This window comes from Castellaniella sp. (assembly GCF_041675725.1).
GTDB lineage: Bacteria > Pseudomonadota > Gammaproteobacteria > Burkholderiales > Burkholderiaceae_B > Castellaniella.
Genome location: NZ_JBAYTI010000031.1, coordinates 13,015 through 34,056, shown reverse-complemented (window position 1 = coordinate 34,056; position 21,042 = coordinate 13,015). Strand labels below are relative to the sequence as shown.

At 65.7% G+C, this 21,042-nt stretch carries 16 protein-coding genes; 7 read left to right on the top strand and 9 right to left on the bottom strand.

Annotated elements, in window-relative coordinates; genetic code table 11:
- From phbB to WCZ84_RS08060, 4 genes are all read right to left on the bottom strand, one after another.
- The coding region (gene phbB / locus WCZ84_RS08075; protein WP_372685755.1) for an acetoacetyl-CoA reductase at positions 1 to 729 on the bottom strand (729 nt) is incomplete at its 3' end.
- A gap of 12 nt (positions 730 to 741) precedes the next feature.
- Positions 742 to 2,325 (bottom strand): class I poly(R)-hydroxyalkanoic acid synthase, encoded by a 1,584-nt coding sequence (gene phaC / locus WCZ84_RS08070; protein ID WP_372685754.1) that lies wholly within the window; start codon positions 2,323 to 2,325, stop codon positions 742 to 744.
- A gap of 263 nt (positions 2,326 to 2,588) precedes the next feature.
- Positions 2,589 to 3,392, bottom strand: coding sequence for a peptidoglycan editing factor PgeF (gene pgeF / locus WCZ84_RS08065; RefSeq protein ID WP_372685757.1), 804 nt, complete (start codon positions 3,390 to 3,392; stop codon positions 2,589 to 2,591).
- Positions 3,388 to 4,365 carry an RluA family pseudouridine synthase gene (locus WCZ84_RS08060; RefSeq protein ID WP_372685753.1) on the bottom strand — a complete coding sequence of 326 codons (978 nt, stop codon included), beginning with the start codon at positions 4,363 to 4,365 and terminating at the stop codon, positions 3,388 to 3,390. Before WCZ84_RS08060 ends, pgeF begins: the two co-directional genes overlap by 5 nt.
- A gap of 112 nt (positions 4,366 to 4,477) precedes the next feature.
- On the opposite strand from WCZ84_RS08060, the gene WCZ84_RS08055 reads away from it, so the two are divergent.
- Positions 4,478 to 5,260 (top strand): outer membrane protein assembly factor BamD, encoded by a 783-nt coding sequence (locus WCZ84_RS08055; protein ID WP_372685756.1) that lies wholly within the window; start codon positions 4,478 to 4,480, stop codon positions 5,258 to 5,260.
- Positions 5,261 to 5,280: 20 nt separating this feature from the next.
- On the opposite strand, the gene WCZ84_RS08050 is transcribed toward WCZ84_RS08055, so the two are convergent.
- Entirely contained in the window at positions 5,281 to 7,263 is a 1,983-nt protein-coding gene (locus tag WCZ84_RS08050) for an ATP-dependent DNA helicase (RefSeq protein WP_372685752.1), read from the bottom strand.
- A gap of 121 nt (positions 7,264 to 7,384) precedes the next feature.
- On the opposite strand from WCZ84_RS08050, the gene WCZ84_RS08045 reads away from it, so the two are divergent.
- Positions 7,385 to 9,754: a Tex family protein gene (locus tag WCZ84_RS08045; RefSeq protein WP_372685751.1), complete on the top strand. Its 2,370-nt coding sequence runs from the start codon at positions 7,385 to 7,387 to the stop codon at positions 9,752 to 9,754.
- Positions 9,755 to 9,834: 80 nt separating this feature from the next.
- On the opposite strand, the gene WCZ84_RS08040 is transcribed toward WCZ84_RS08045, so the two are convergent.
- Both WCZ84_RS08040 and WCZ84_RS08035 read right to left on the bottom strand, forming a co-directional pair.
- Positions 9,835 to 11,106, bottom strand: coding sequence for a CaiB/BaiF CoA transferase family protein (locus WCZ84_RS08040; RefSeq protein WP_372685750.1), 1,272 nt, complete (start codon positions 11,104 to 11,106; stop codon positions 9,835 to 9,837).
- 9 nt (positions 11,107 to 11,115) lie between these two features.
- Positions 11,116 to 12,303 carry an acyl-CoA dehydrogenase gene (locus WCZ84_RS08035; RefSeq protein ID WP_372685749.1) on the bottom strand — a complete coding sequence of 396 codons (1,188 nt, stop codon included), beginning with the start codon at positions 12,301 to 12,303 and terminating at the stop codon, positions 11,116 to 11,118.
- A gap of 116 nt (positions 12,304 to 12,419) precedes the next feature.
- On the opposite strand from WCZ84_RS08035, the gene WCZ84_RS08030 reads away from it, so the two are divergent.
- Entirely contained in the window at positions 12,420 to 13,343 is a 924-nt protein-coding gene (locus WCZ84_RS08030) for a LysR substrate-binding domain-containing protein (protein ID WP_372685748.1), read from the top strand.
- Here WCZ84_RS08030 and WCZ84_RS08025 read toward each other — a convergent pair.
- On the bottom strand, positions 13,321 to 14,997 hold the full coding sequence (locus WCZ84_RS08025; RefSeq protein WP_372685747.1) for a thiamine pyrophosphate-binding protein: 1,677 nt from the start codon (positions 14,995 to 14,997) through the stop codon (positions 13,321 to 13,323). The two genes, WCZ84_RS08030 and WCZ84_RS08025, sit on opposite strands and share 23 nt — an antisense overlap.
- A 233-nt stretch (positions 14,998 to 15,230) precedes the next feature.
- On the opposite strand from WCZ84_RS08025, the gene WCZ84_RS08020 reads away from it, so the two are divergent.
- The 4 genes from WCZ84_RS08020 (at position 15,231) to speB (ending at position 19,703) form a co-directional block, all read left to right on the top strand.
- On the top strand, positions 15,231 to 16,247 hold the full coding sequence (locus WCZ84_RS08020) for an amino acid ABC transporter substrate-binding protein (protein WP_372685746.1): 1,017 nt from the start codon (positions 15,231 to 15,233) through the stop codon (positions 16,245 to 16,247).
- Positions 16,248 to 16,357: 110 nt separating this feature from the next.
- Positions 16,358 to 17,536 carry an aspartate aminotransferase family protein gene (locus tag WCZ84_RS08015; protein ID WP_372685745.1) on the top strand — a complete coding sequence of 393 codons (1,179 nt, stop codon included), beginning with the start codon at positions 16,358 to 16,360 and terminating at the stop codon, positions 17,534 to 17,536.
- 25 nt (positions 17,537 to 17,561) lie between these two features.
- Entirely contained in the window at positions 17,562 to 18,611 is a 1,050-nt protein-coding gene (locus tag WCZ84_RS08010) for an ABC transporter substrate-binding protein (protein WP_372685744.1), read from the top strand.
- Between the two features lie 72 nt (positions 18,612 to 18,683).
- Positions 18,684 to 19,703: an agmatinase gene (gene speB, locus WCZ84_RS08005; RefSeq protein WP_372685743.1), complete on the top strand. Its 1,020-nt coding sequence runs from the start codon at positions 18,684 to 18,686 to the stop codon at positions 19,701 to 19,703.
- Here speB and WCZ84_RS08000 read toward each other — a convergent pair.
- Positions 19,680 to 21,038 (bottom strand): tryptophan--tRNA ligase, encoded by a 1,359-nt coding sequence (locus WCZ84_RS08000; RefSeq protein ID WP_372685742.1) that lies wholly within the window; start codon positions 21,036 to 21,038, stop codon positions 19,680 to 19,682. The two genes, speB and WCZ84_RS08000, sit on opposite strands and share 24 nt — an antisense overlap.
- Between the last annotated feature and the right edge of the window lie 4 nt (positions 21,039 to 21,042).

Here is a 21,042-nt window from a genome sequence, read left to right as displayed (position 1 = left end):
GTGCAAGCCACCGTTGATGGAAAAATCGGCCCCCGTGGAGAACCCGGAGTCATCCGAAGCGAGCCAGGCCACGATGGAGCCGATTTCTTCGGGCGCACCCAACCGCTTGACCGGGATAGTGGCCACGATTTTCTCGAGCACGTCGGGCCGGATGGAGCGCACCATGTCGGTACCAATATAACCCGGCGATACCGTATTCACCGTGACCCCCCTGCTGGCGACTTCCTGGGCGAGCGCCATGGTGAAGCCGTGGATACCAGCCTTGGCGGTCGAGTAGTTCGTCTGGCCGAACTGCCCCTTTTGGCCGTTGACCGAACTGATGTTGATGATGCGCCCCCATTGACGGTCGACCATGTCATCGATCACCTGCTTGGTCACGTTGAACAGGCTGTTCAGGTTGGTATCCATGACGGCGCGCCAGTCGTCGAGTGTCATTTTGCGAAACACACCGTCGCGCGTGATACCCGCATTGTTGACAAGCACATCGATCGGGCCATGCTCTTCCCGTACCCTGGCAAAGGCCGCCGCAGTGGAATCCCAATCGGCCACATTGCCCACCGACGCGCTAAAAGTGAAACCCTGCGCCGCCTGCTCGGCCAGCCATTTTTCGTAGTCGCGGCTGGGGCCACAACCCGCCACCACCCTGAAGCCTTCGGTAGCCAGACGCTGGCAAATGGACGTGCCGATGCCGCCCATGCCGCCGGTGACGTAAGCCAGTTTTCCGCTCATGATGTTCTCCTTTCAGACAGCCTTGACTTTGACATAGCGCCCGGGTGCGGGCTCGATGACGGGGAAGCGCTTGTTGCCCAGCGTTTTGCGCGCCGCGCGCAGCGAGCCGGAGTGCCCTTCGAGCCACTGCAGCCAATCTGGCCACCAGCTGCCCCGGGCGTGTGCACTGCCTTCGAGCCAGGCTTGGGGATCGGGCGGCAGATGATCCGAACCGCTCGACCAGTAGCCGCGCCTGCCGCGTTCGGGCGGGTTGACCACCCCGGCAATGTGACCGGATTCGCCCAACACGAACCGCAACGGCCCAGACAGCAGCTGCGTGGAGGCATACGCCGATGCCCATGGCACGATATGATCGTCGCGCGAGGCATAGACGTATGTGGGCAAGTCGAGGGCACGCAGGTCCATTGGCACACCGCAGCTTTCCAGCTGCCCGCTGACCAGGCGATTCTCGAGATACATGTTGCGAAAATACCAGGCAAAGAACGGCCCGGGCAAATTGGTGCCATCCGCGTTCCAGGCCAGTAGATCGAAGGCGCGTGGCGACTCGCCCTTGAGATAATTGGACTCGACGTAGTTCCAGACCAGCTCGGAAGGCCGCAGGAAGGAAAACGTGGTGGAGAGTTCGGCGGCCGTCATCAGCCCGCCCTGCCCCAGCTGGCGCTCGCGCGCGCGGGCATGGAGTTCGTCGACGAACACATCGAGAATGCCTGCATCGCCGAAATCGAGCAGCGTGGTCAACAGGGTGAGGGATTGCGCCGGATCGGCGCCCCGGGCCTTGGCCACGGCCAGCGCGCTGGCCAACATGGTGCCGCCCACACAGAAGCCCAGCACGTTGATCTGCGGCTGGCGGGTGATTCTGGAGACCACCTTCATGGCCTGCAACACGCCGTGTTCGAGGTAGTCATCCCAGGTCTTGGTGTCGGTGCGATCGGGGTCGTCGGGGCGCGGGTTGCGCCAGGACACCATGAAGATGTCGAATCCGGCCTGCAAGGCGTGAAGGACCACCGAATTGGCGGGCTGCAAATCGAGTATGTAGTACTTGTTGATGCAGGGCGGCACCATGAGCAGCGGGATGCGGTACGTTTTTTCTGCCTGCGGGCTGTATTGGATCACCTGCATGAACGGGTTTTCGTACACGACGCCCCCTGGCGTGATGGCCAGGTTCTCGCCAGGTTGAAAAGCGTCTTCGTCGGTCTGGGTGATGCGGCCGCGTTGCAGGTCGTGCATGAGATTCGCCAACCCCAGCTGCAGGGATTCGCCCCGGGTCTCGATCAATTTTTTCTGGGCGTCGGGATTGGTGGCCAGGAAATTGGAGGGCGATGCGGCTTCGACCCACTGCATGACGGCAAACTGCAGGCGTTCGCGGGCGGCATCATCGAGCCGGGCCGCCTGGGCCATTTCCTTGAGGGTATTGGCCGTAATCAGGTAGGCATGGGCGGTGAACAGGGCCTGGGGGCTGGCCGCCCAGGCCTCGGATGAAAAGCGGCGGTCAGCGGGGGGCTTGAGGGCCCCCCGGCGGGCATCGCGCAAAAGGCCCTGCCAAGCTTGCATGAAGTTTTTCTGGATCGCGGCCCCTTGCCCGGATATCAGGCTCATGCCTGCCTGCCAAGGAAAAAAGACGGGATTGACCACGTGCCCCCCTGTACCGAAAACGCCATGCAGCCGGATGGCTGAAGCTGTATTTCATTGTGCCACGAAGCGCAAAGCCGTCAATCGGGGTAATTCGCCAGCCGCTGCGGCTTGACGCCGACACATTACAAGCATACACGATCCACTTGCCGCCACGACGCCGCGCCGGCCTGCTGTCCGACCCGCTGCTTTTGATCGGCACAGGGCGTGGCCGCACGCCGCGCACCGGGTCAAGGCTCGAGCCAGGCCACGGTGGCCTGGCGCCCCGTACGGGCCTGACGGCGATAAGAAAAATACCGCCTGCTCTGGGTATAGGTACAGGCCTCGCTGACCTCGATGCAGTCGATGCCTGCACGCCGCAGCCGATCCTGTGCCAACCCCGGCAAATCGGCCAACCAGCGATCGGACCCCGGGCGAGGCGCGAAGTATCGCGCCGCCTGGCGGTCGCGCGCCAGGAACTGTGCGCGGACCTCGGGCCCGATCTCGAATGCGCCAGGCCCGATCCCGGGGCCGATCCAGGCGCGCCAGGCCTGCGCCAGCGGTTGCCGGGCGCGCAGGGCCGCCAGCGTGTTCTCGAGCACGCCGGCCAGCAAGCCACGCCATCCGGCGTGCGCCACCCCCAGCACCCGCCCCGCCTGATCTGCCAGCACGACCGGCAGGCAATCGGCCGTCAGGATCGCCAGCGGCCGCCCGCGCCGCATCGTGATCGCCGCATCGGCACACGGCGGCGGCGTCGGACCCGGACCCGGACCCGGACCCGGATCCAGGCCCAGACCACACGACACGACCGCGCAGTCGACATCGCAGACCGCCGTGCCGTGCACCTGATCCAGCCACACCGGTTCGCCCGGCAGGCCCAGGCGCAAGCGGCGACGGTTCTCGAGCACCCGGCTGGCGTCATCGGACACGTGCAGGCCCAGGTTGAGGCTCTGAAACGGCGCAACACTGGCCCCTCCGTGGCGCCAGGTCGTGAAATAGCGCACCCCGGGCCACGGCGACCCGGTCTCGGCGCGCAGGCCTGCAGGCAGATCAATCCGTGCCACGCCCCTGCTCCTGCCATTCGATGGCAGCACAGACCTGCTGGTAGTCTTCGGGCGGCAGCCGGCAGAAGATCTGTTCCACCCCGGTGCGCGGATCGATGAAACCCAGGGCCCGGGCATGCAGCATCTGCCGCCGCGCCCCGGCCAGCGGCCGGCCACCATACAGGATGTCGCCCAGCAGCGGGTGCTGCAGGCTGGCCAGATGGACACGGATCTGATGCGTGCGGCCCGTCTCGAGGCGACACTGCACATGGCTGACGGCCTCGCCCCCAATCGTGCCCTGCGCAAGCGCCCGATAGGCTGTGAGGGCCGGCCGCGGCGCGACGGGACGGATCACGCTCATGCGCACGGGAACCCGGGGGTCCCGGCCAATGGCGGCCTGCACACGCCCCGAACCAGCCAGCCTGCCATGCACCAGGGCGCAGTATTCGCGATGCACCGTCCGGGCCTGCAGCTGGCGCACGAGATGGGTCTGCGCGGTCTCGTTGCGGGCCACCACCATCAAGCCGGAGGTGTCTTTGTCGAGCCGATGGACAATCCCGGCCCGGGCCACCTGCGCGAGCGCCGGATAGCGAAACAGCAGGCCGTTGAGCAGCGTGCCCTGCCAATTGCCCGCCCCGGGATGGGTAACCAGGCCGGCCGGCTTGTCGATGACCAGCCAATCGGGCGATTCGGCCACCACCTCGAAGGCAATGTCTTCGGGCACATAGGCCAGGTCTTCGGGGGCGGCCTGCGGCCAGACCTGGATGCAATCGCCGGGCCCGACGCGCGTGCGGATCCGCCCCGGCCGGCCAGCCACCCACACGTGCCCAGCCTCGATCCAGGCCTGCAGCCGACTGCGCGAATGCTCTGGGATCAGCCGCGCCAGGACCTTGTCGAGCCGGTCTGGAACCGCATCGGCAGGCAGCACAAAAGGCAGTGATTCGACCGGGCCCGGATCCTGGAGATCGAGTTTCGTGTGCGACATGGCGACAAATCATATAATCTGCCGACAATGCTAACACCTTGACCAAGGATATCCTGTGGCCTTTCAAGCACTGGTTTCGCACCGACCCCTTCTCCGCCTCACCCGCCTCACCCTGGCCGGTCTGATCACCGTGGTGCTGGCGGCGTGCAGTTCGACCACGAGCAATGTCGATCCCACCGCGGGCTGGAGCGCCGAACGCCTGTACAGCCAGGCCCGTACCGAAATGGCAGGCGCCAACTGGTCCGAAGCGCGCGAAAACCTCGAAGCGCTCGAGGCCCGCTATCCGTTCGGCGTCTACGCGCAACAGGCCCTGATCGATCAGGCCTGGGTCAACTGGAAAGACGAAGAGCCCGAACAGGCCAAGGCGGCCATCGACCGCTTCATGCAGCAATATCCCAACCACCCCGGCACAGACTACATGCTGTATCTCAAGGGTCTGATCACGTTCACGCCGCCCAGTGCGATGCTGTCGGACCTCACCCAGCAGGATCCCAGCGAACGCGACCCCAAGGGTTTGCGAGAGTCCTACGAGGCCTTCAACGAGCTCCTGCGCCGCTATCCCGACAGCCGCTACGCCCCCGATGCCCGCAAGCGGGTGGCCTGGCTGGTCAACACGATCGCAGCCAACGAGGTCCACGTCGCCACGTACTACTACAAGCGCGGGGCATACGTCGCGGCCGCCAACCGCGCCCAAAGCGTGATCACCGACTTCGAGGGCGCACCGATCGTCGAAAAGGCCCTGTATCTGATGATGCTCAGCTACGACCAGCTCGAACTGCCCGACCTGCGCGATGATGCCAAGCGGGTGCTGGACCACAACTTCCCCGACAGCAAATATTACAAGCAGGGGCTGGACGATCCGGTCAGCTACTGGAACCCGATCAACTGGTTCTAAGGACTGGGCCAGGCCGCGGTTCAGCGCTCCGGCGCGGGGGGCGGGCCGGGCGGCGGGCTTTCCAGAAACTCCAAGGCGAGCGCCGCATCCCGGGTTCGGGCAAAGGGCGGCAGCCCCTGCCAAAGCAGGCGGCCGTAGGGCTTGTCCACCAGCCGGCCGTCGCCAACCACCAGAACCCCCCAATCCGCCTCTGACCGTATCAGGCGCCCGGCGCCCTGTTTGAGCAGCATGGCCGCCTGGGGCAGCTGGTGCTCCATGAACGGATTGCCCCCCTCGGCCCGGCAGGCCTGCAGCCGGGCCTCGAGGACAGGATCATCGGGTGGCGCAAACGGCAGCTTGTCGATGGCGACCAGCGTCAGGGCATCGCCGGGCACATCGATGCCCTCCCAGAAACTCACGCTGCCGACCAGCACCGCATGGTGGGCCTGCCTGAACTGCTCGAGCAGCACCGCACGGGAAGATTCGCCCTGGCGCATCACCCGCCTGTCGCCGGCGGCCTGCTGCAGCTGATCGGCGATCTCGGCCACGGCGCGCAGCGTGGTGCACAGAACCAGCGCCCCGCCCGGGCAGGCTTGCAGCAAGGGCCGCAAGGCACGCGCAAAAGCAACGGAAAACCCGGTCGAACCCGGCAACGGCAGCGCCCGCGGAACGTACAACAACCCCCTGGCGGGGTAATCGAAAGGCGATATCCAGCTGGCGACCTGCGCATCGGTCAACCCCAGCAGGCGCTGAAAGTGCTGAAAATCCCCCCGCACCGACAGCGTGGCCGAGGTCAGCACCCACGCCTGATCCGGGCGGCGAAAGCCCGAGAATATTTTGGCGACGGACAGGGGGGCACGCTGCAGGCGCACGGAATGCACGCCGCACTCGACCCAGCGTACCGCCGCCTCTGCGGCGGCGTCGGGCGCCCCGCGAGCAGGTGTGGCCCAGCGCAGGAGCCGCTCGTGCACGCTCGAGAGCAGGCGCAAGGCGGCACCGAGGTCAGGGTGCCGCTCTTCCTGTGCGGCCAACGCCCCCAATACGGGTTCAAGCATCGTGCCGATTTGCTCCAGCGCCTCGTCAAAGGCCTGTGCCTGCGGGATCTGCTGAAAGGTCGCGCGCCCGCCAGGCAATGCCGCCACCGGTGCGCAAGCCAACCGGAACGCCCGTACGGCTGCTTCCAGGGCACCGCACAGATCAGACCAGCGCACCGCCTCGCGCGCATGGGCCAACCCAGCGGCCTCGGCTTGCCGGGCGCCATCGAGCACCTGGTGCACGGAGACGCTTTCACCCAGAAACTGGGTGGCCGTAGCGGGCAACTGATGGGCTTCATCGAACACGACCAGATCGGTCTCGGGCAGCAGGCTGGCCACCCCTTCCTCGCGCAGGACCAGGTCGGCCATGAACAAAGCATGGTTGACGACCACGACGTCGGCGTCCTGGGCCCGCCGACGTGCCTTGTATACGAAGCACTCGCGCACGAACGGGCAGTCCTGGCCAAGGCAGTTCTCGCGGGTGGACGTGACCCGGTTCCAAAGATCCGCTGTCTCCGGGACCGAGGGCAACTCGGCCTTATCGCCGGTCTCGGAGACTTGCACGAACTGCCGAATGGCACGCAACTGCGGGATTTCTTCGCGCGACTTCAGCGCCCTGGGATCCTGCTCGAGGCGGTTGAGATGATAATGACACACATAATTGCTACGCCCCTTGAGCAGCGCGACATCCACCGACAAGGCCAGCGCATCGCGCAAGCGCGGGATGTCGCGGTGGAACAGCTGATCCTGCAGGGTGCGGGTTCCAGTGGAAACCAGGGTCTTGCGCGCTGCAAGAAAGGCCGGGACCAGATAGGCCCAGGTCTTGCCGGTGCCCGTGCCGGCCTCGGCAATCAGTACGTCGCCGTGCAGCAGGGCCTGCCACACGGCCTGGGCGAATTCTTGCTGGGCCTTGCGCGGCCGGTAGGCGGGAAGCGCCTGTGCCAGCGGGCCGTCCGGCCCGAACACCGCCTCCAGTGTGTCGTGGGCCATTTGAAGCAGGATCCATACACCGAAACGTGGAATGCAGGCATCATACGCCATGCCTTTAGGGGATTTCGAGCGACTGTGGCAAAATGCGCCGCTGATACCGATCCTTGATGGACACAACGCCTTGACAGATCCCACCCCCTCGACCGAAACCCTGCAGGCCATCATACGGCAGCTGGCCACCGAGCTCGACGCACGTCCGGCCCAGATCCAGGCCGCCGTGCAGCTGCTCGATTCCGGCGCCACCGTCCCGTTCATTGCCCGCTACCGAAAAGAAGTGACGGGCGGGCTCGATGACACCGTGCTGCGGCAACTCGAGACGCGCCTGGCCTACCTGCGTGAGCTCGAGGAACGCCGGGCCGCCGTCCTGGGCAGCATCGCCGCTCAGGGAAAGCTGGATCACGCCCTGCGGGTTCGCATCGAGGCGGCCGACAGCAAGCAGCGGCTCGAAGATCTATACGCACCCTACAAGCCGAAACGCCGCACCCGGGGCCAGATCGCGATCGAGGCAGGCTTGCTGCCGCTGGCCGAACAGCTGCTGGCCCATCCCGAGGCCAACCCCGACACCCTGGCGGCACACCACCTGAATGCGGACGCGGGGTTCGGCGATGCCAGGCTCGCTCTGAACGGAGCGCGTGACATCCTCGCCGAACGTTTCGCCGACGACGCGGAGCTGGTCCAGGCTCTGCGCAAGACGTTGCGCGACACCGGGATGTTGAACGCGCGCGTCATCGAAGGCAAGGAAATGGAAGGCGCCAAATTTCGCGACTGGTTCAACTACAGCGAAAGCCTGCGCAACATTCCATCTCATCGCATGCTGGCGCTGTTGCGTGGTCGTCACGAAGGCCTGTTGGCGCTGCACATCAGCCTGCCCCCCGACCACGAGGCGCTGCAGCCGCACCCCTGTGTACGCCTGATCGCCGATGCAATGACACCCGGCGTCGGCTTCGACCACCGGGACGATGCCCGCCAGCACTGGCTTGGCGAAGTCTGCCGCTGGACGTGGCGGGTCAAACTGCTGCCGCGTTTCGAAACCGAATTTCTCGGCGCGCTGCGCGAGCAGGCCGAGATCGAGGCCATTCACGTCTTTGCCGCCAACCTGAAGGATTTGCTGCTGTCGGCGCCAGCCGGGCCCCACAACGTGCTGGGCCTGGATCCCGGTATACGCACCGGTGTGAAAGTGGCGGCGATCGACGCCACGGGCAAGCTGCTGGATACCGCCACGATCCATCCGTTCGCGCCCCGCAAAGACGTCGAGGGCAGCCTGCGCACCCTGGCCCAGCTCATCACGCGGCACGCGATTTCGCTGGTGGCTATCGGCAACGGCACCGCCTCGCGCGAGACGATGCAGCTGGTGAGGCAGTTGCAGGCGCAGCATCCGGGGCACGCCTTCCGCCCCGTCGTGGTGTCCGAGGCCGGCGCATCGGTGTATTCCGCCTCGACGCTGGCCGCCGAAGAATTCCCGCAACTGGACGTGAGCCTGCGAGGCGCGGTGTCCATCGCCCGGCGCCTGCAAGACCCGCTGGCCGAGCTCGTGAAGATCGAACCCAAGGCCATCGGCGTAGGCCAGTATCAGCATGACGTGAACCCGCACGAACTGGCGCGCTCGCTGGCGACCGTGGTCGAAGACTGTGTCAATGCCGTCGGCGTGGATGTGAATACGGCCTCGGTGCCGCTCCTGACCCGGGTTTCGGGCCTGAATGCGGGCCTCGCGCGCCAGATCGTGCAACACCGCGAGCGCCATGGCGCCTTCCGCAACCGGCAGGCTCTGCGCGACGTTCCCCGCCTGGGTGACAAGACCTTCGAACAGGCCGCCGGATTCCTGCGTATTCCTGGCTCGGACAACCCCCTGGATGCCTCCGCGGTTCATCCCGAAGCCTACCCCGTGGTCGAGCACATCCTGCGGCGCCTGAAGCAACCGCTGAATGCCGTCATGGGTCGGACGGATGCGCTCAAGGGCCTCTCACCCGCCGACTTTGCAAACGAACGCTTCGGCCTGCCCACAGTGAGCGACATCTTCGAAGAGCTCAGGAAACCCGGGCGCGACCCACGACCCGAATTCCGGACCGCGGCCTTTGCCGAAGGCATCCAGGACATTCGCGACGTCATGCCCGGCATGCTGCTGGAGGGTGTGGTCAGCAACGTGGCCAACTTCGGCGCCTTCGTGGACATCGGCGTGCATCAGGACGGCCTGGTGCACGTCTCGGCGCTGGCCGACCACTACGTGAAAGACCCGCGCGACGTCGTGCGGGTAGGTCAGACCGTGCAGGTTCGTGTCGTGGCCGTGGACATCGCACGCCAGCGCATCAGCCTGAGCATGCGCAAGGATGGGGACGACGTGCGCGAAACCGCCAGCCCTGGCGCGCCAGCCGGCGCCGCTGCGCCCGCCCGCCGCGCGGGCGGCCGCCGCACCATGCCGCCGCGCCCCGCTGCCGCGCAAAGCGCCATGGCCCAGGCGTTTGCGCGCGGTCGGCAGAAGGATCGCCGCCCCTGACCCGTTCCCGGCAAAGACAGGCCGGGCGCACCGGACACCGCGAGGACACCGCACGCGGCCAGGCCAGGCCTGGCCTGGCGTCAGAGTATGCCCTGCTCGCGCAGTGCAGCCGCTTCCTGGGGCGACATGCCGAGCCAGTCGTGCAGGATTTCCTCGGTGTGCGCACCCAGTGCGGGCGGCGGCACGCGGTATTCGACCGGGGTGTCGGAAAGCCGCAGGGGGCTGGCCACCAATGGCACGTGACCCACATCCGGATGCGGCATCTCGACCCGCAGCCCGCGGGCGCGCACCTGGTCATCGGCAAATACGTCGTGCAGGCCGTTGATCGGCCCGCACGGCACCGCGCGGGCCTCGAGCGCCGCGATCCACTGCGCCGTACTGCGGGTCTGGGTGATCTCGCGAAGGCGCGGAATGAGTGCCTGGCGATGAACCACCCGCGCCTGGTTCGTGGCAAAGCGGGGGTCCCGCGCGAGCTCGGGCTGACCGGCTTCGGAACAAAAACGCTCGAACTGGCCGTCGTTGCCAATGGCGAGGATCATATGTCCGTCGGCAGTGGGGAAATCCTGATACGGCACGATACTGGGATGCGCATTGCCCAGGCGCTGCGGGTCACGCCCGGTGGCCAGGTAGTTCATGGCCTGGTTGGCCAGGCAAGCCACCTCGACGTCCAGCAGGGCCATGTCCAGGTGCTGGCCACGGCCGGTCTTTTCGCGCGCCGCGAGTGCCGCCTGGATGGCGTTGGCGGCGTACAGCCCCGTCAGGATGTCCACCAGGGCCACCCCGACCTTCATGGGCCCCCCGCCGGGTTCGCCATCCGGGCGCCCGGTGATGCTCATCAGCCCGCCCAGGCCCTGGATCAGGAAATCGTAGCCAGCGCGCTCGGCGTACGGCCCGGTCTGGCCGAAGCCGGTGATGGAGCAATAGACCAACCGCGGGTTGAGGGCGGCCAGCGTATCGTAGTCGAGCCCATAACGCGCCAGCCCGCCGACCTTGAAGTTTTCGACCAGGACGTCGCTTTCGGCCGCGAGCCGGCGCAACAGCGCCTGCCCGCCGGCACTGGCCATGTCGACCGTCATGGATCGCTTGTTGCGATTGGTGCACAAGTAGTAGGCTGCGACGTCCGAATCCTGCCCGGCCGCATCCGGCATCCACGGGGGCCCCCAATGGCGGGTGTCGTCACCCGCGCCAGGGCGTTCGACCTTGATCACGTCGGCGCCGAGATCGCCTAGGATCTGGGTGGCCCAGGGACCCGCCAGCACGCGCGAAAGATCCAGAACGCGAACGTGCGACAGCGCCCCCCGAGTGCCCGGGCCGGGGCCGGACTGGGTGGCCGTTGGCTGCTGAGCAGACATGCGCGTTCCTTAATTGGCGAACGCGGCAATGCCAGTAATCGCGCGCCCCAGGATCAGGGCGTGGACGTCGTGCGTGCCTTCGTACGTGTTCACGACCTCGAGGTTGACGAGGTGGCGGGCGATGCAGAATTCATCTGAAATGCCGTTGCCGCCCAACATGTCACGCGCCATGCGGGCGATGTCCAGCGCCTTGCCGCATGAATTGCGCTTGATGATGGAGGTGATCTCGACGGGTGCCTGCCCTTCGTCTTTCAGGCGCCCGACGCGCAGCACAGACTGCAGGCCCAGTGTGATTTCGGTGAGCATGTCCGCCAGCTTCTTCTGGATCAGCTGGTTGGCTGCCAGGGGCCGTCCGAACTGGTGGCGGTCCATCACGTACTGGCGGGCGGTCTCGTAGCAGGCCTCGGCTGCGCCAAGGGCCCCCCAGGCAATGCCGAAACGCGCAGAATTCAGGCAGGTGAACGGCCCCTTCAGGCCGCGTACCTCGGGAAAGGCATTTTCTTCAGGGACGAATACCTCGTCCATGACGATTTCACCGGTAATCGAGGCCCGCAGCCCCACCTTGCCGTGAATGGCCGGCGCCGACAGGCCCTTGGCGCCCTTCTCGAGGATGAATCCGCGGATCTTGCCCTCGTCGTCCTTGGCCCAGACCACGAACACATCGGCGATGGGGCTGTTGGTGATCCAGGTTTTGGCCCCGGACAGGCTGTAGCCACCCGGCACCGCCCGGGCACGCGTCACCATGGAGCCCGGATCGGACCCATGGTTGGGCTCGGTCAGCCCGAAGCAGCCGATCCATTCGCCACTCGCCAGGCGCGGCAGATACTTGCGCTTCTGTTCTTCGGTGCCGAACGCATCGATGGGCACCATGACCAGCGAGCTTTGCACGCTCATCATGGACCGGTAGCCGGAATCGACGCGCTCGACCTCGCGCGCGATCAGGCCGTAGCACACGTAGTTCAGGCCCGCCCCACCGTACGCCTCGGGGATCGTGGCGCCCAGCAGGCCCAGTTCGCCCAGTTCACGGAAAATGGCGGGATCCGTTTTCTCGTGGCGAAAAGCCTCTTGGACGCGGGGAAGAAGCTTGTCCTGGCAGTACGCGCGCGCCGCATCGCGCACCATGCGCTCTGTGTCGTTGAGTTGCTGATCGAGCAGCAGCGGATCAAGCCACTGGAATTGGGGGCGGGGCTGGGACATGAAGACTCCTGTGCAAAAAGCGGATGGACGATCGAACAGGCCCATGCTAGCCGCACATGCCCGTTCCGGGCAAACGATATAATTTCCGCTATCTGTGCAAATAACTCACACGACACATGCGCCACCGGTTTCCCAGCACACGGGCTCTGCAGGCCTTCGAGGCGGCATCGCGACATGAAAGCTTCACCCGTGCCGCCCACGAACTGTCACTCACGCAAGGCGCCATCTGCCGCCAGATCGCCAGCCTCGAACAGCACGTCGGCGTCCCGCTGTTCGAGCGCATCCGGCGCGGCGTGCGCCTGACCGATGCCGGCGAACGCTATGCGCGCATGGTGCGCGGCCACCTGCAGGCCATGGAACGCGATACGCTGGCCATCATGGCCCACCAGGCTGGTGGTGTGCTCGACCTGGCGGTGGTCCCGACCTTCGCGACACGCTGGCTGCTGCCGCGGCTCGCCAGCCTGCAGGTTCATGCACCGGGCCTGCAGGTGAACATGGTCACGCGCACGACACCGTTCATGTTCGAAGAAACCGGGTTCGATGCCGCGCTGTACTCGGGCAACCCGCGCTGGGCGGGCACCGAAGCCTATTTCCTGATGCATGAGAACCCGGTACCGGTGTGCAGCCCCACGCTGGCCGCCACCCCCCTGGCGCCAGCCGCCATCGCACGCCTGCCGCTGCTGCAGCAAAGCACCCGCCCCACCGCGTGGCGGGAATGGTTCGGCTCGGCCGGGGTCATGGCCCCCAACGATATGGCCGGCATGCGCCTGGAGCTGTTCTCGATGCTTGCCCAGGCCGCTCGGGACGGCCTGGGCGTGGCCCTGATCCCGGCCTTTTTGATCCGCCCCGAACTGGACAGCGGGCAGCTGATCATCCTGAACCCGCACAGCAGCCCCGACCCGCGCGCCTTTCACCTGATCGTGCCCGAGCGCAAGGTATCCCAGCCATCGGTCGTGAAATTCAGGCAATGGCTGGTCGACGCCGCACAGCACGGCGCCGCCGTGGCTGAACCCGCCTTCAGCCCGCGCGCAGTTTGCTGAGTGTCGTGGTGGGGGTGATTGCCTCGGGGTCGAGCAGGCAATGCACAATGGCCGGCAGGCCGCTGTCGATGGCCCGCTGGAATGCCGGTGCAAATTGCTCGGTGGTCTCGACGCGCTCGCCATGCCCGCCAAACGCCCGCGCATACGCCGCAAAATCCGGATTGTGCAGCGTCGTCGCCGATACCCGACCCGGGTAGGTGCGCTCTTGGTGCATGCGGATGGTGCCGTACATGCCGTTGTCGACCAAAATCACGACGATGGGCAAACCATATTGCACGGCTGTAGAGAACTCCTGGCCGTGCATCATGAAGCAACCGTCTCCGGCAAAACACACCACGCGCCGGTTCGGGAACAGGCGCTGCGCGGCCACCGCCGCCGGCAGGCCATACCCCATGGAACCCGAGGTGGGGGCCAGCTGGGTGCCGAACTCGCGAAAACGATAGAAGCGGTGTACCCAGGTCGCAAAGTTTCCAGCGCCGTTGGCCATGATGGTGTCGGCTGGCAGGACGGCGTTCAAGTGCGCCATGACGGCGCCCATCTGCAGCCGGCCCGGATGATGGATGGCAGAGGGGTCGCTCCAGGCCTGCCGCGCGGCGTGGAGTTCGGCACAGCGGCTCATGCGCGCAGTAGCGGCCGCGGCCGGCGCCAGCCCGGCGATGGCCCGCACCCAGGCGGCGGACGGACAGGCAACGGCCAGATCCGCCTGATAGACCCGGTTCAGCTCGCTGGTATCCGGATGGACGTGCACGAACGTCTGGCCGGGATTGGGTATGCCGAACAAAGTGTAGTTCTGGCTGGGCACTTCGGACAGCCGGCCGCCGATCGCCAGGATCAGGTCCGACTCGCGGATGGCCGCCAACAGGCGCGGGTCGCAACCCAGGCCGAGATCGCCCACGAAGCAGGGATGGTCGACCGGACACAGCATCTGGCGCCGGAACTGCACGGCGATGGGAATGCCGTGGACCTGCGCAAATTCACCAAACGCGGCCACGGAGGCGGCATCCCAAGTGCTGCCGCCGAGCAGCGCGATGGGCCGCTGGGCTTGCGCGAGCAACGCCTCGAAGGCCTGCACTTGTTCGGGCGCCGGCCATGGCTGCGGCAGCTGCCCCGGACGGGCATCGGCCAGCGTGATGTGTTCGACCAGCATGTCTTCGGGCAAGGCCAGCACGACGGGCCCGGGCCGGCCCGAAACGGCCACCTTGAATGCACGCGCCAGGTATTCAGGAATGCGCTCGGCCTGATCGATTTCGGCCACCCATTTCGCCTGGGAGCCAAAGACCGCCTTGTAGTCCATTTCCTGGAAAGCTTCACGGTCGCGCGCGGAACGGTCGATCTGGCCCACCAGCATGATCATGGGCGTGGAGTCCTGCGAAGCCACGTGGATGCCGGGCACCGCGTTGGAGGCGCCGGGTGCCCGGGTGACCATGCACACGCCGGGCCGCCCAGTGAGTTTGCCATATGCCTCGGCCATGTAGGCCACCCCGCCTTCCTGGCGACAGACCGTGACTTCGATGCCGGCGTCGTACAGGCCATCGAGCACGGCCAGGTAGCTTTCACCAGGGACGCAGAACACGTGATCGACACCGTGTACACGCAACTGGTCGACCAGTACATGCCCGGCAAGGCGCTCGGTGGGAGAAGGGATGGCAGTCATGGGAAACCTCAAAAATGGCTAACAGGGAACGGCAGGGAACCTGCGGTCTACCGGGACCGCACGATCCCTTGATTTGAACACTATTGTGCCGCATTCGACTACTCGATTAACCCACTGGCACAAGCGCGTCATTTCGGCGATGATTATGCACCGCAGGATGGCAGCCAAAAGCACCGTCCCGGCAGGGGCATACCCCGATTCATTCAACGACAACCCACAACAGGGGGAGACACATGAAGCGACTGAAATTCGCGGCCTTATCCACCACCTTGTTGCTGGCTGCTGGCACCGTCCAGGCAGGCAGCACCTTCGACGCGGTCAAAGAACGCGGCTACGTGCAATGCGGTGTGAACTCCGGCCTGCCCGGGTTTGCCCTGGCAGACAGCAAGGGGGTCTGGAAAGGCATCGACATCGACATGTGCCGCAGCATCGCGGCCATGATGTTCGGCGATGCCGAAAAATTCAAGGCGACCCCGCTCACGTCGCAGCAACGCTTCACCGCCCTGCAGTCGGGCGAAGTCGACGTGCTGACCCGAAACTCCACGGCCACCATGATCCGCGACACCACACTCGGCCTGATGAGCACCGGCATCAACTACTATGACAGCCAGGGCGTGCTGGTCAAGAAGAGCCTGGGCGTCAAGAGCGCCGCCGAGCTCGACGGCGCCGCCGTCTGCGTGCTGCAGGGCACCACCACCGAGCTCAACCTGGCCGACTGGTTCCGCGCTCACAAGCTCGAGTTCAAGCCCGTGGTGATCGAAACCTCCGAAGGCGGGTTCCGCACCTTCGAGGCCGGCCGCTGCGACGTGGTCACCAGCGATAAATCCCAGCTGGCCAGCCTCCGGGCCTCATCGGCCACGCCGGACGACTACATCATCCTGCCAGAGAACTTCTCCAAAGAACCCCTGGGCCCCATGGTGCGCCAGGGTGATGACGAATGGTTCATGGTGGCGCGCTGGGCCCTGAACGCCTGGATCGAGGCCGAAGAATACGGCATCACGTCGGAAAACGTGGATGAAATGCTGAAAAGCAACAACCCCAATGTGCAGCGCATCCTCGGGGTGTCGGGCGACATGGCAAAAGGCTTGGGCCTGGATGCCAAGTGGGCCTACAATATCGTCAAGCAAATCGGCAACTATGGCCAGTCTTTCGAGCGCAACATCGGGCAAGGTTCACCGCTCAAGCTCGAGCGCGGCCTCAATGCGCTCTGGACGGATGGCGGCCTGATGTACGGCTGGCCGCTGCGCTGATCCGCACAGCCTGAAGCAAACCGCCCCGGCAACGGGGCGTCCGGGGGTTCGCCCCCGGTTTCATCGTTCAAACGGTTTTTCATACCCACCATCGACCCGCAGGTTCATTCATGTCCGATTCGCATCTGATGTCCACCTATGCGCGCCAGCCGCTGTCGTTCAGCCACGGAAACGGCGTCTGGCTGACGGCCGAAGACGGCCGACGCTATCTGGATCTCACGGCGGGCATCGGGGTCAATGCCATGGGCCATTGCCACCCGCACCTGGTCGAAGCCCTGAACCGGCAGGCGGGCAAGCTGTGGCACCTGTCCAACCTGTACGAAATCCCCCAACAGGAACGGCTGGCCGACCGGCTGTGCGCCGCCAGCTTCGCCGATCGTGTGTTCTTCACCAACAGCGGGGCCGAGGCCAACGAAACGGCGCTCAAGCTCGCCCGCCGCCATTTCGATCTCACCGGGCAACCCGAACGCTGGCGCACCATCGTGTTCGACGGGGCCTTCCATGGCCGTACGCTGGCCACCATCGTCGCGGGCGACGGCGAAAAATACCGCGAGGGCTATGCACCCCACGCCCCCGGCTTCGACCGCGCCCAATTCAACGACATCGATTCGGTGCGCGCGCTCATCGGCCCCGAAACCGCCGCGATTCTCATCGAGCCGGTCCAGGGCGAAGGCGGCGTGCGTTGTGCCGATCCGGCTTTCATGCGCGCGCTGCGCGCCCTGGCCGATGAACACGGCCTGCTGCTCATGGTCGATGAAGTCCAGTGCGGCAATGGCCGCACCGGCAAGCTCTATGCCCACGAATGGTCGGGCATCACGCCCGACGTACTCACCACGGCCAAGGGCCTGGGCGGCGGTTTCCCACTGTCGGCCTGCATGGCCACCGAACGCGTGGCCAACGCCTTCGGCCCCGGCAACCACGGCACCACGTTCGGCGGCAATCCGCTGGCGATGGCCGTCGGCAACGCCGTGCTCGACATTCTCACGGCACCAGGCTTCATGGACCACGTCTGCACCGTGGCCGAACACTTAAGGGCTGGCCTGTCCAACCTGGCCACCCGCTACCCCCAACACATCTCCGAGCCTCTGCGCGGTCTGGGCCTGATGATCGGCCTGCCCGCCCATACGCCCAACACACGGATCGTCCAAGCCTGCCAGGACCACGGCCTGATGGTGCTGACCGCCCGTGACAACATCATCCGGCTGCTGCCCGCATTGGTCATCACCCCTGCCGAGGTCGATCAGGCCTTGCAGAAGATGGCGGCGGCCCTGGATTCCCTGGCAGCATAAAAAAACCCACACTCCGGAGGCAATCATGAAAACATCACGCACCTTGCTCACAGCCCTCGCGCTGGCGATGCCCGTGGCCCTGCTTGGCTTATCGCCAGCCCAGGCCCGCGACCTGACCATCGTCAACTTCGGCGGCGCCAACGGCGATGCCCAGGAAGCGGCATTCATCAAGCCGCTCGAGCAAGAAACCGGCCGCAAGATCATCCCGGTCGCCTATAACGGCGAACAAGCCAAAATCAAGGCGATGGTCGATTCCGGCAACGTCGTCTGGGACGTCGTCGAGGTCGAAACCGGCGACTTGGGCCGGGGCTGTGATGAAGGCCTCTTCGAAGACATCGACTGGGCCGCCATCATCGACGCAGACGACATGGTCGAGGGGGCCATGAAATACTGCGGCGTGGGGACCTTCGTGTGGTCCACCGTACTGGCCTACAACACAGACATCCTAAAGACGGCGCCCACGGGCTGGGCCGATTTCTGGGACGTCGAGAAATTCCCCGGCAAGCGCGGCCTGCGCAAGGGGGCGCACTACAACCTGGAATTCGCGCTCGTTGCCGACGGCGTGCCGGTCGACAAGGTCTACGAAACGCTGTCCACCCCCGAAGGGGTGGATCGCGCCTTCGCCAAGCTGGACGAGCTCAAGCCCCACATCCAATGGTGGGAAGCCGGCGCACAACCGCCGCAGCTGCTGACGGCCGGCGACGTAGTCATGTCGGCCGTCTACAACGGGCGCATCGACGCCGCACAGCGCGAGGGGCGGCCCCTGGCCATCGTCTGGGACGGCAGCGTCTATGACTTCGACTACTGGGTCATCCCCACGGGCTCGCCCAACAAGGAAGAGGCCATCGAATTCGTCAAATACGCCAGCACGCCCAAGGCCCAGGCCGCCTACAGCGAACACATCGCCTACGGCCCGGTCAGCAAGAAGGCCATCCAGATGCTGGACGCCGACGTACTGGCCAGCGTACCCAATTCACCTGAAAACGCAAAGAACGCCTTGTTCAACGACCTCGAATTCTGGACCGACCACGGCGAAGAGCTCGAACAGCGTTTCTCCGCCTGGGCGGCGCGCTAGCCACCCGCCACCCCGGGGCGGCGCGGCAGCCACTCTGGCTGCCCCGCTCCGGCTACCCGCAGTCATCATCCCATGAAATCAGGCACACCCTCCCATCCCCACCGGGAAACCGACACCGGCGCGATGTCGGCGCCCCGCTACACGGGGATCGCGACCTTCATGCGCACTCCCCTGGCCAGCGACCCGGCCGACGTGGACATCGGCCTGGTCGGTGTTCCCTATGACGGTGGCGTCACCAACCGCGCAGGGGCCCGCCACGGGCCGCGCGAAATCCGCAACGCCTCCAGCATGATGCGCACCATTCATCACGTCACCCGCCTCAACCCCTACGAACTATGCCGGGTGGCCGATCTGGGCGACGTCCCCCTGCCGCACGTCTATGATCACCCGGCCGTCTATGAAGCCATCAGCGGTTTCTATCATCAGCTGGGGCGCGCCGGGGTACGCCCCCTGAGCGCGGGGGGCGACCACTCGATCACCTTTCCCATTCTCGCCGGCCTGTACGCGGGCTCGCCACCCGGCACCCGTGCGCCGGGCATCATTCACATCGACGCCCATACCGATACCTGGGGGCCGTTCATGGGCTCGAAGTTCCACCACGGCGGGCCATTCCACCAGGCAACCGAGGCGGGCGTCATGGATCCGCAGCGCACCATACAGATCGGTATCCGCGGGGCACAGAACACGCCGGCGGGCTGGGACTATTCCCGCGAGCACGGCATGCGCGTGATGTTCATCGAAGAATTCACCGAGCTCGGCGTCCCAGCCGTGATCGCCGAGGTCCGCCGGGTCGTGGGCGATGGCCCAGTCTACCTGTCGTTCGACATCGACGGGCTCGATCCGGTTTATGCGCCCGGTACGGGTACCCCCGAAGTCGGCGGGATCAGCACCCTCCAGGCCCAGGCCCTGTTGCGCGGGCTGCGCGGGCTGGATTTCATCGGTGGCGACCTGGTCGAAGTCGCGCCGCCATTCGACCCCAGCGGCAACACGGCGCTGGTGGGGGCGACCCTCATGTACGAAATACTGTGCCTTCTGGCCGAGCGCTGCGCCGCAGACCCCCGGGCCGATTCAGAGCTGGGCCAGGGCCGCTGAAATATCGGCCACGTCATCCTTGTGGGCCCGGGCCAGGCACCGCCCATCGACCACCAGGCTGACCATGCCATCGGCATCGGCCAGCAGGCTGGTCGGATCCAGGTGCGCTGCGGCGCGAACCAGCGCATGCAGCGCCTTGGGATCGTCGAAGGCCTCGGTCAGCAGCAATGCGCGGCCATCGGCAGCAAACAGGCGTTGGCGAAATCGGCCATCCGTCTCGCGAAATGACACCCACCGGGCCTGCTTTTCTTTACCACTGGCCGCACCGGTGGCATCAACAGCCTGTGCCCCCGTATCGGCCGGCACCGAAACGGCGGCCGAGCGCAAACCGACCGCCATCCGCAGGCGCCCCATGAACGGCAGGATTTCCTGACGGGCCTTGCGGGCGCCCGCCTGCAGGATGTCCTCGATTTGCTGGGGATGGGCCATGAGCTCGGCATAGCGCGCCCGCATCGGGCCGATCTGCGCCTCGATCCGGTCGGCCAGCATTTTTTTTGCATCCCCCCAGGCCAGGCCGGCCTCGAGCTGCGCCTTGAAGCGGGCCACTTCGGCCGACGTGGCAAAGGCCTGATACAAGGTGAACAAATGCGAACCCTCGGCCTGTTTCGGCTCGCCAGGCTGGCGTGAATCCGTCACGATTTGCGCCACCGCGCGCTCGAGCGCGGCCCGCCCGCCTTCAAACAAGGGAATGGTGTTGTCGTAGCTCTTGGACATCTTGCGCCCATCCAGGCCAGGCAGCGTGGCGACGGACTCATCGACCTGCACCTCGGGCAGTACGAACAGATCTCCAGAACCGCCATACAGGTAATTGAAGCGCTGTGCAATGTCGCGCGCCATCTCCAGATGCTGGATCTGGTCGCGCCCCACCGGGACCTTGTGAGCATTGAAGATCAGGATATCGGCCGCCATCAGGATCGGATATGAAAACAGCCCCATATTGATGCCGTCATCGGGCTCCTGGCCGCGGGCGGCATTGGCATCCACCGAGGCCTTGTACGCATGGGCGCGGTTCATCAGCCCCTTGGCCGTGACGCAGGTCAGCATCCAGCAGAGTTCCGGAATCTCGGGGATATCGGACTGTCGATAGAAGGTCACCCGATCCGTGTCCAGACCGGCTGCAATCCAGGTGGCGGCGATCTCCACCCGCGAACGCGCCACCCGGGCTGGGTCGTCGCACTTCACCAGCGCGTGATAGTCCGCCAGAAAAAAGAACGCGTCGACCTCGGCATGCGTGCTGGCCTCGATGGCCGGCCGAATCGCCCCAGCATAATTGCCCAGATGCGGTGTCCCGCTGGTGGTGATGCCGGTCAGGACCCGGACTTTGTTCGTATTCATGCCT

Coding starts and splice junctions, on each gene's coding strand:
- WCZ84_RS08060 (WP_372685753.1), bottom strand. CDS start 4,365: ATGTCGCACACGAAACTCGATCTCCAGGATCCGGGCCCGGTCGAATCA.
- phaC (WP_372685754.1), bottom strand. CDS start 2,325: ATGAGCCTGATATCCGGGCAAGGGGCCGCGATCCAGAAAAACTTCATG.
- WCZ84_RS08020 (WP_372685746.1), top strand. CDS start 15,231: ATGAAGCGACTGAAATTCGCGGCCTTATCCACCACCTTGTTGCTGGCT.
- WCZ84_RS08000 (WP_372685742.1), bottom strand. CDS start 21,038: ATGAATACGAACAAAGTCCGGGTCCTGACCGGCATCACCACCAGCGGG.
- WCZ84_RS08035 (WP_372685749.1), bottom strand. CDS start 12,303: ATGTCCCAGCCCCGCCCCCAATTCCAGTGGCTTGATCCGCTGCTGCTC.
- speB (WP_372685743.1), top strand. CDS start 18,684: ATGAAATCAGGCACACCCTCCCATCCCCACCGGGAAACCGACACCGGC.
- WCZ84_RS08015 (WP_372685745.1), top strand. CDS start 16,358: ATGTCCGATTCGCATCTGATGTCCACCTATGCGCGCCAGCCGCTGTCG.
- WCZ84_RS08050 (WP_372685752.1), bottom strand. CDS start 7,263: ATGGCCCACGACACACTGGAGGCGGTGTTCGGGCCGGACGGCCCGCTG.
- WCZ84_RS08040 (WP_372685750.1), bottom strand. CDS start 11,106: ATGTCTGCTCAGCAGCCAACGGCCACCCAGTCCGGCCCCGGCCCGGGC.
- WCZ84_RS08030 (WP_372685748.1), top strand. CDS start 12,420: ATGCGCCACCGGTTTCCCAGCACACGGGCTCTGCAGGCCTTCGAGGCG.
- WCZ84_RS08025 (WP_372685747.1), bottom strand. CDS start 14,997: ATGACTGCCATCCCTTCTCCCACCGAGCGCCTTGCCGGGCATGTACTG.
- WCZ84_RS08010 (WP_372685744.1), top strand. CDS start 17,562: ATGAAAACATCACGCACCTTGCTCACAGCCCTCGCGCTGGCGATGCCC.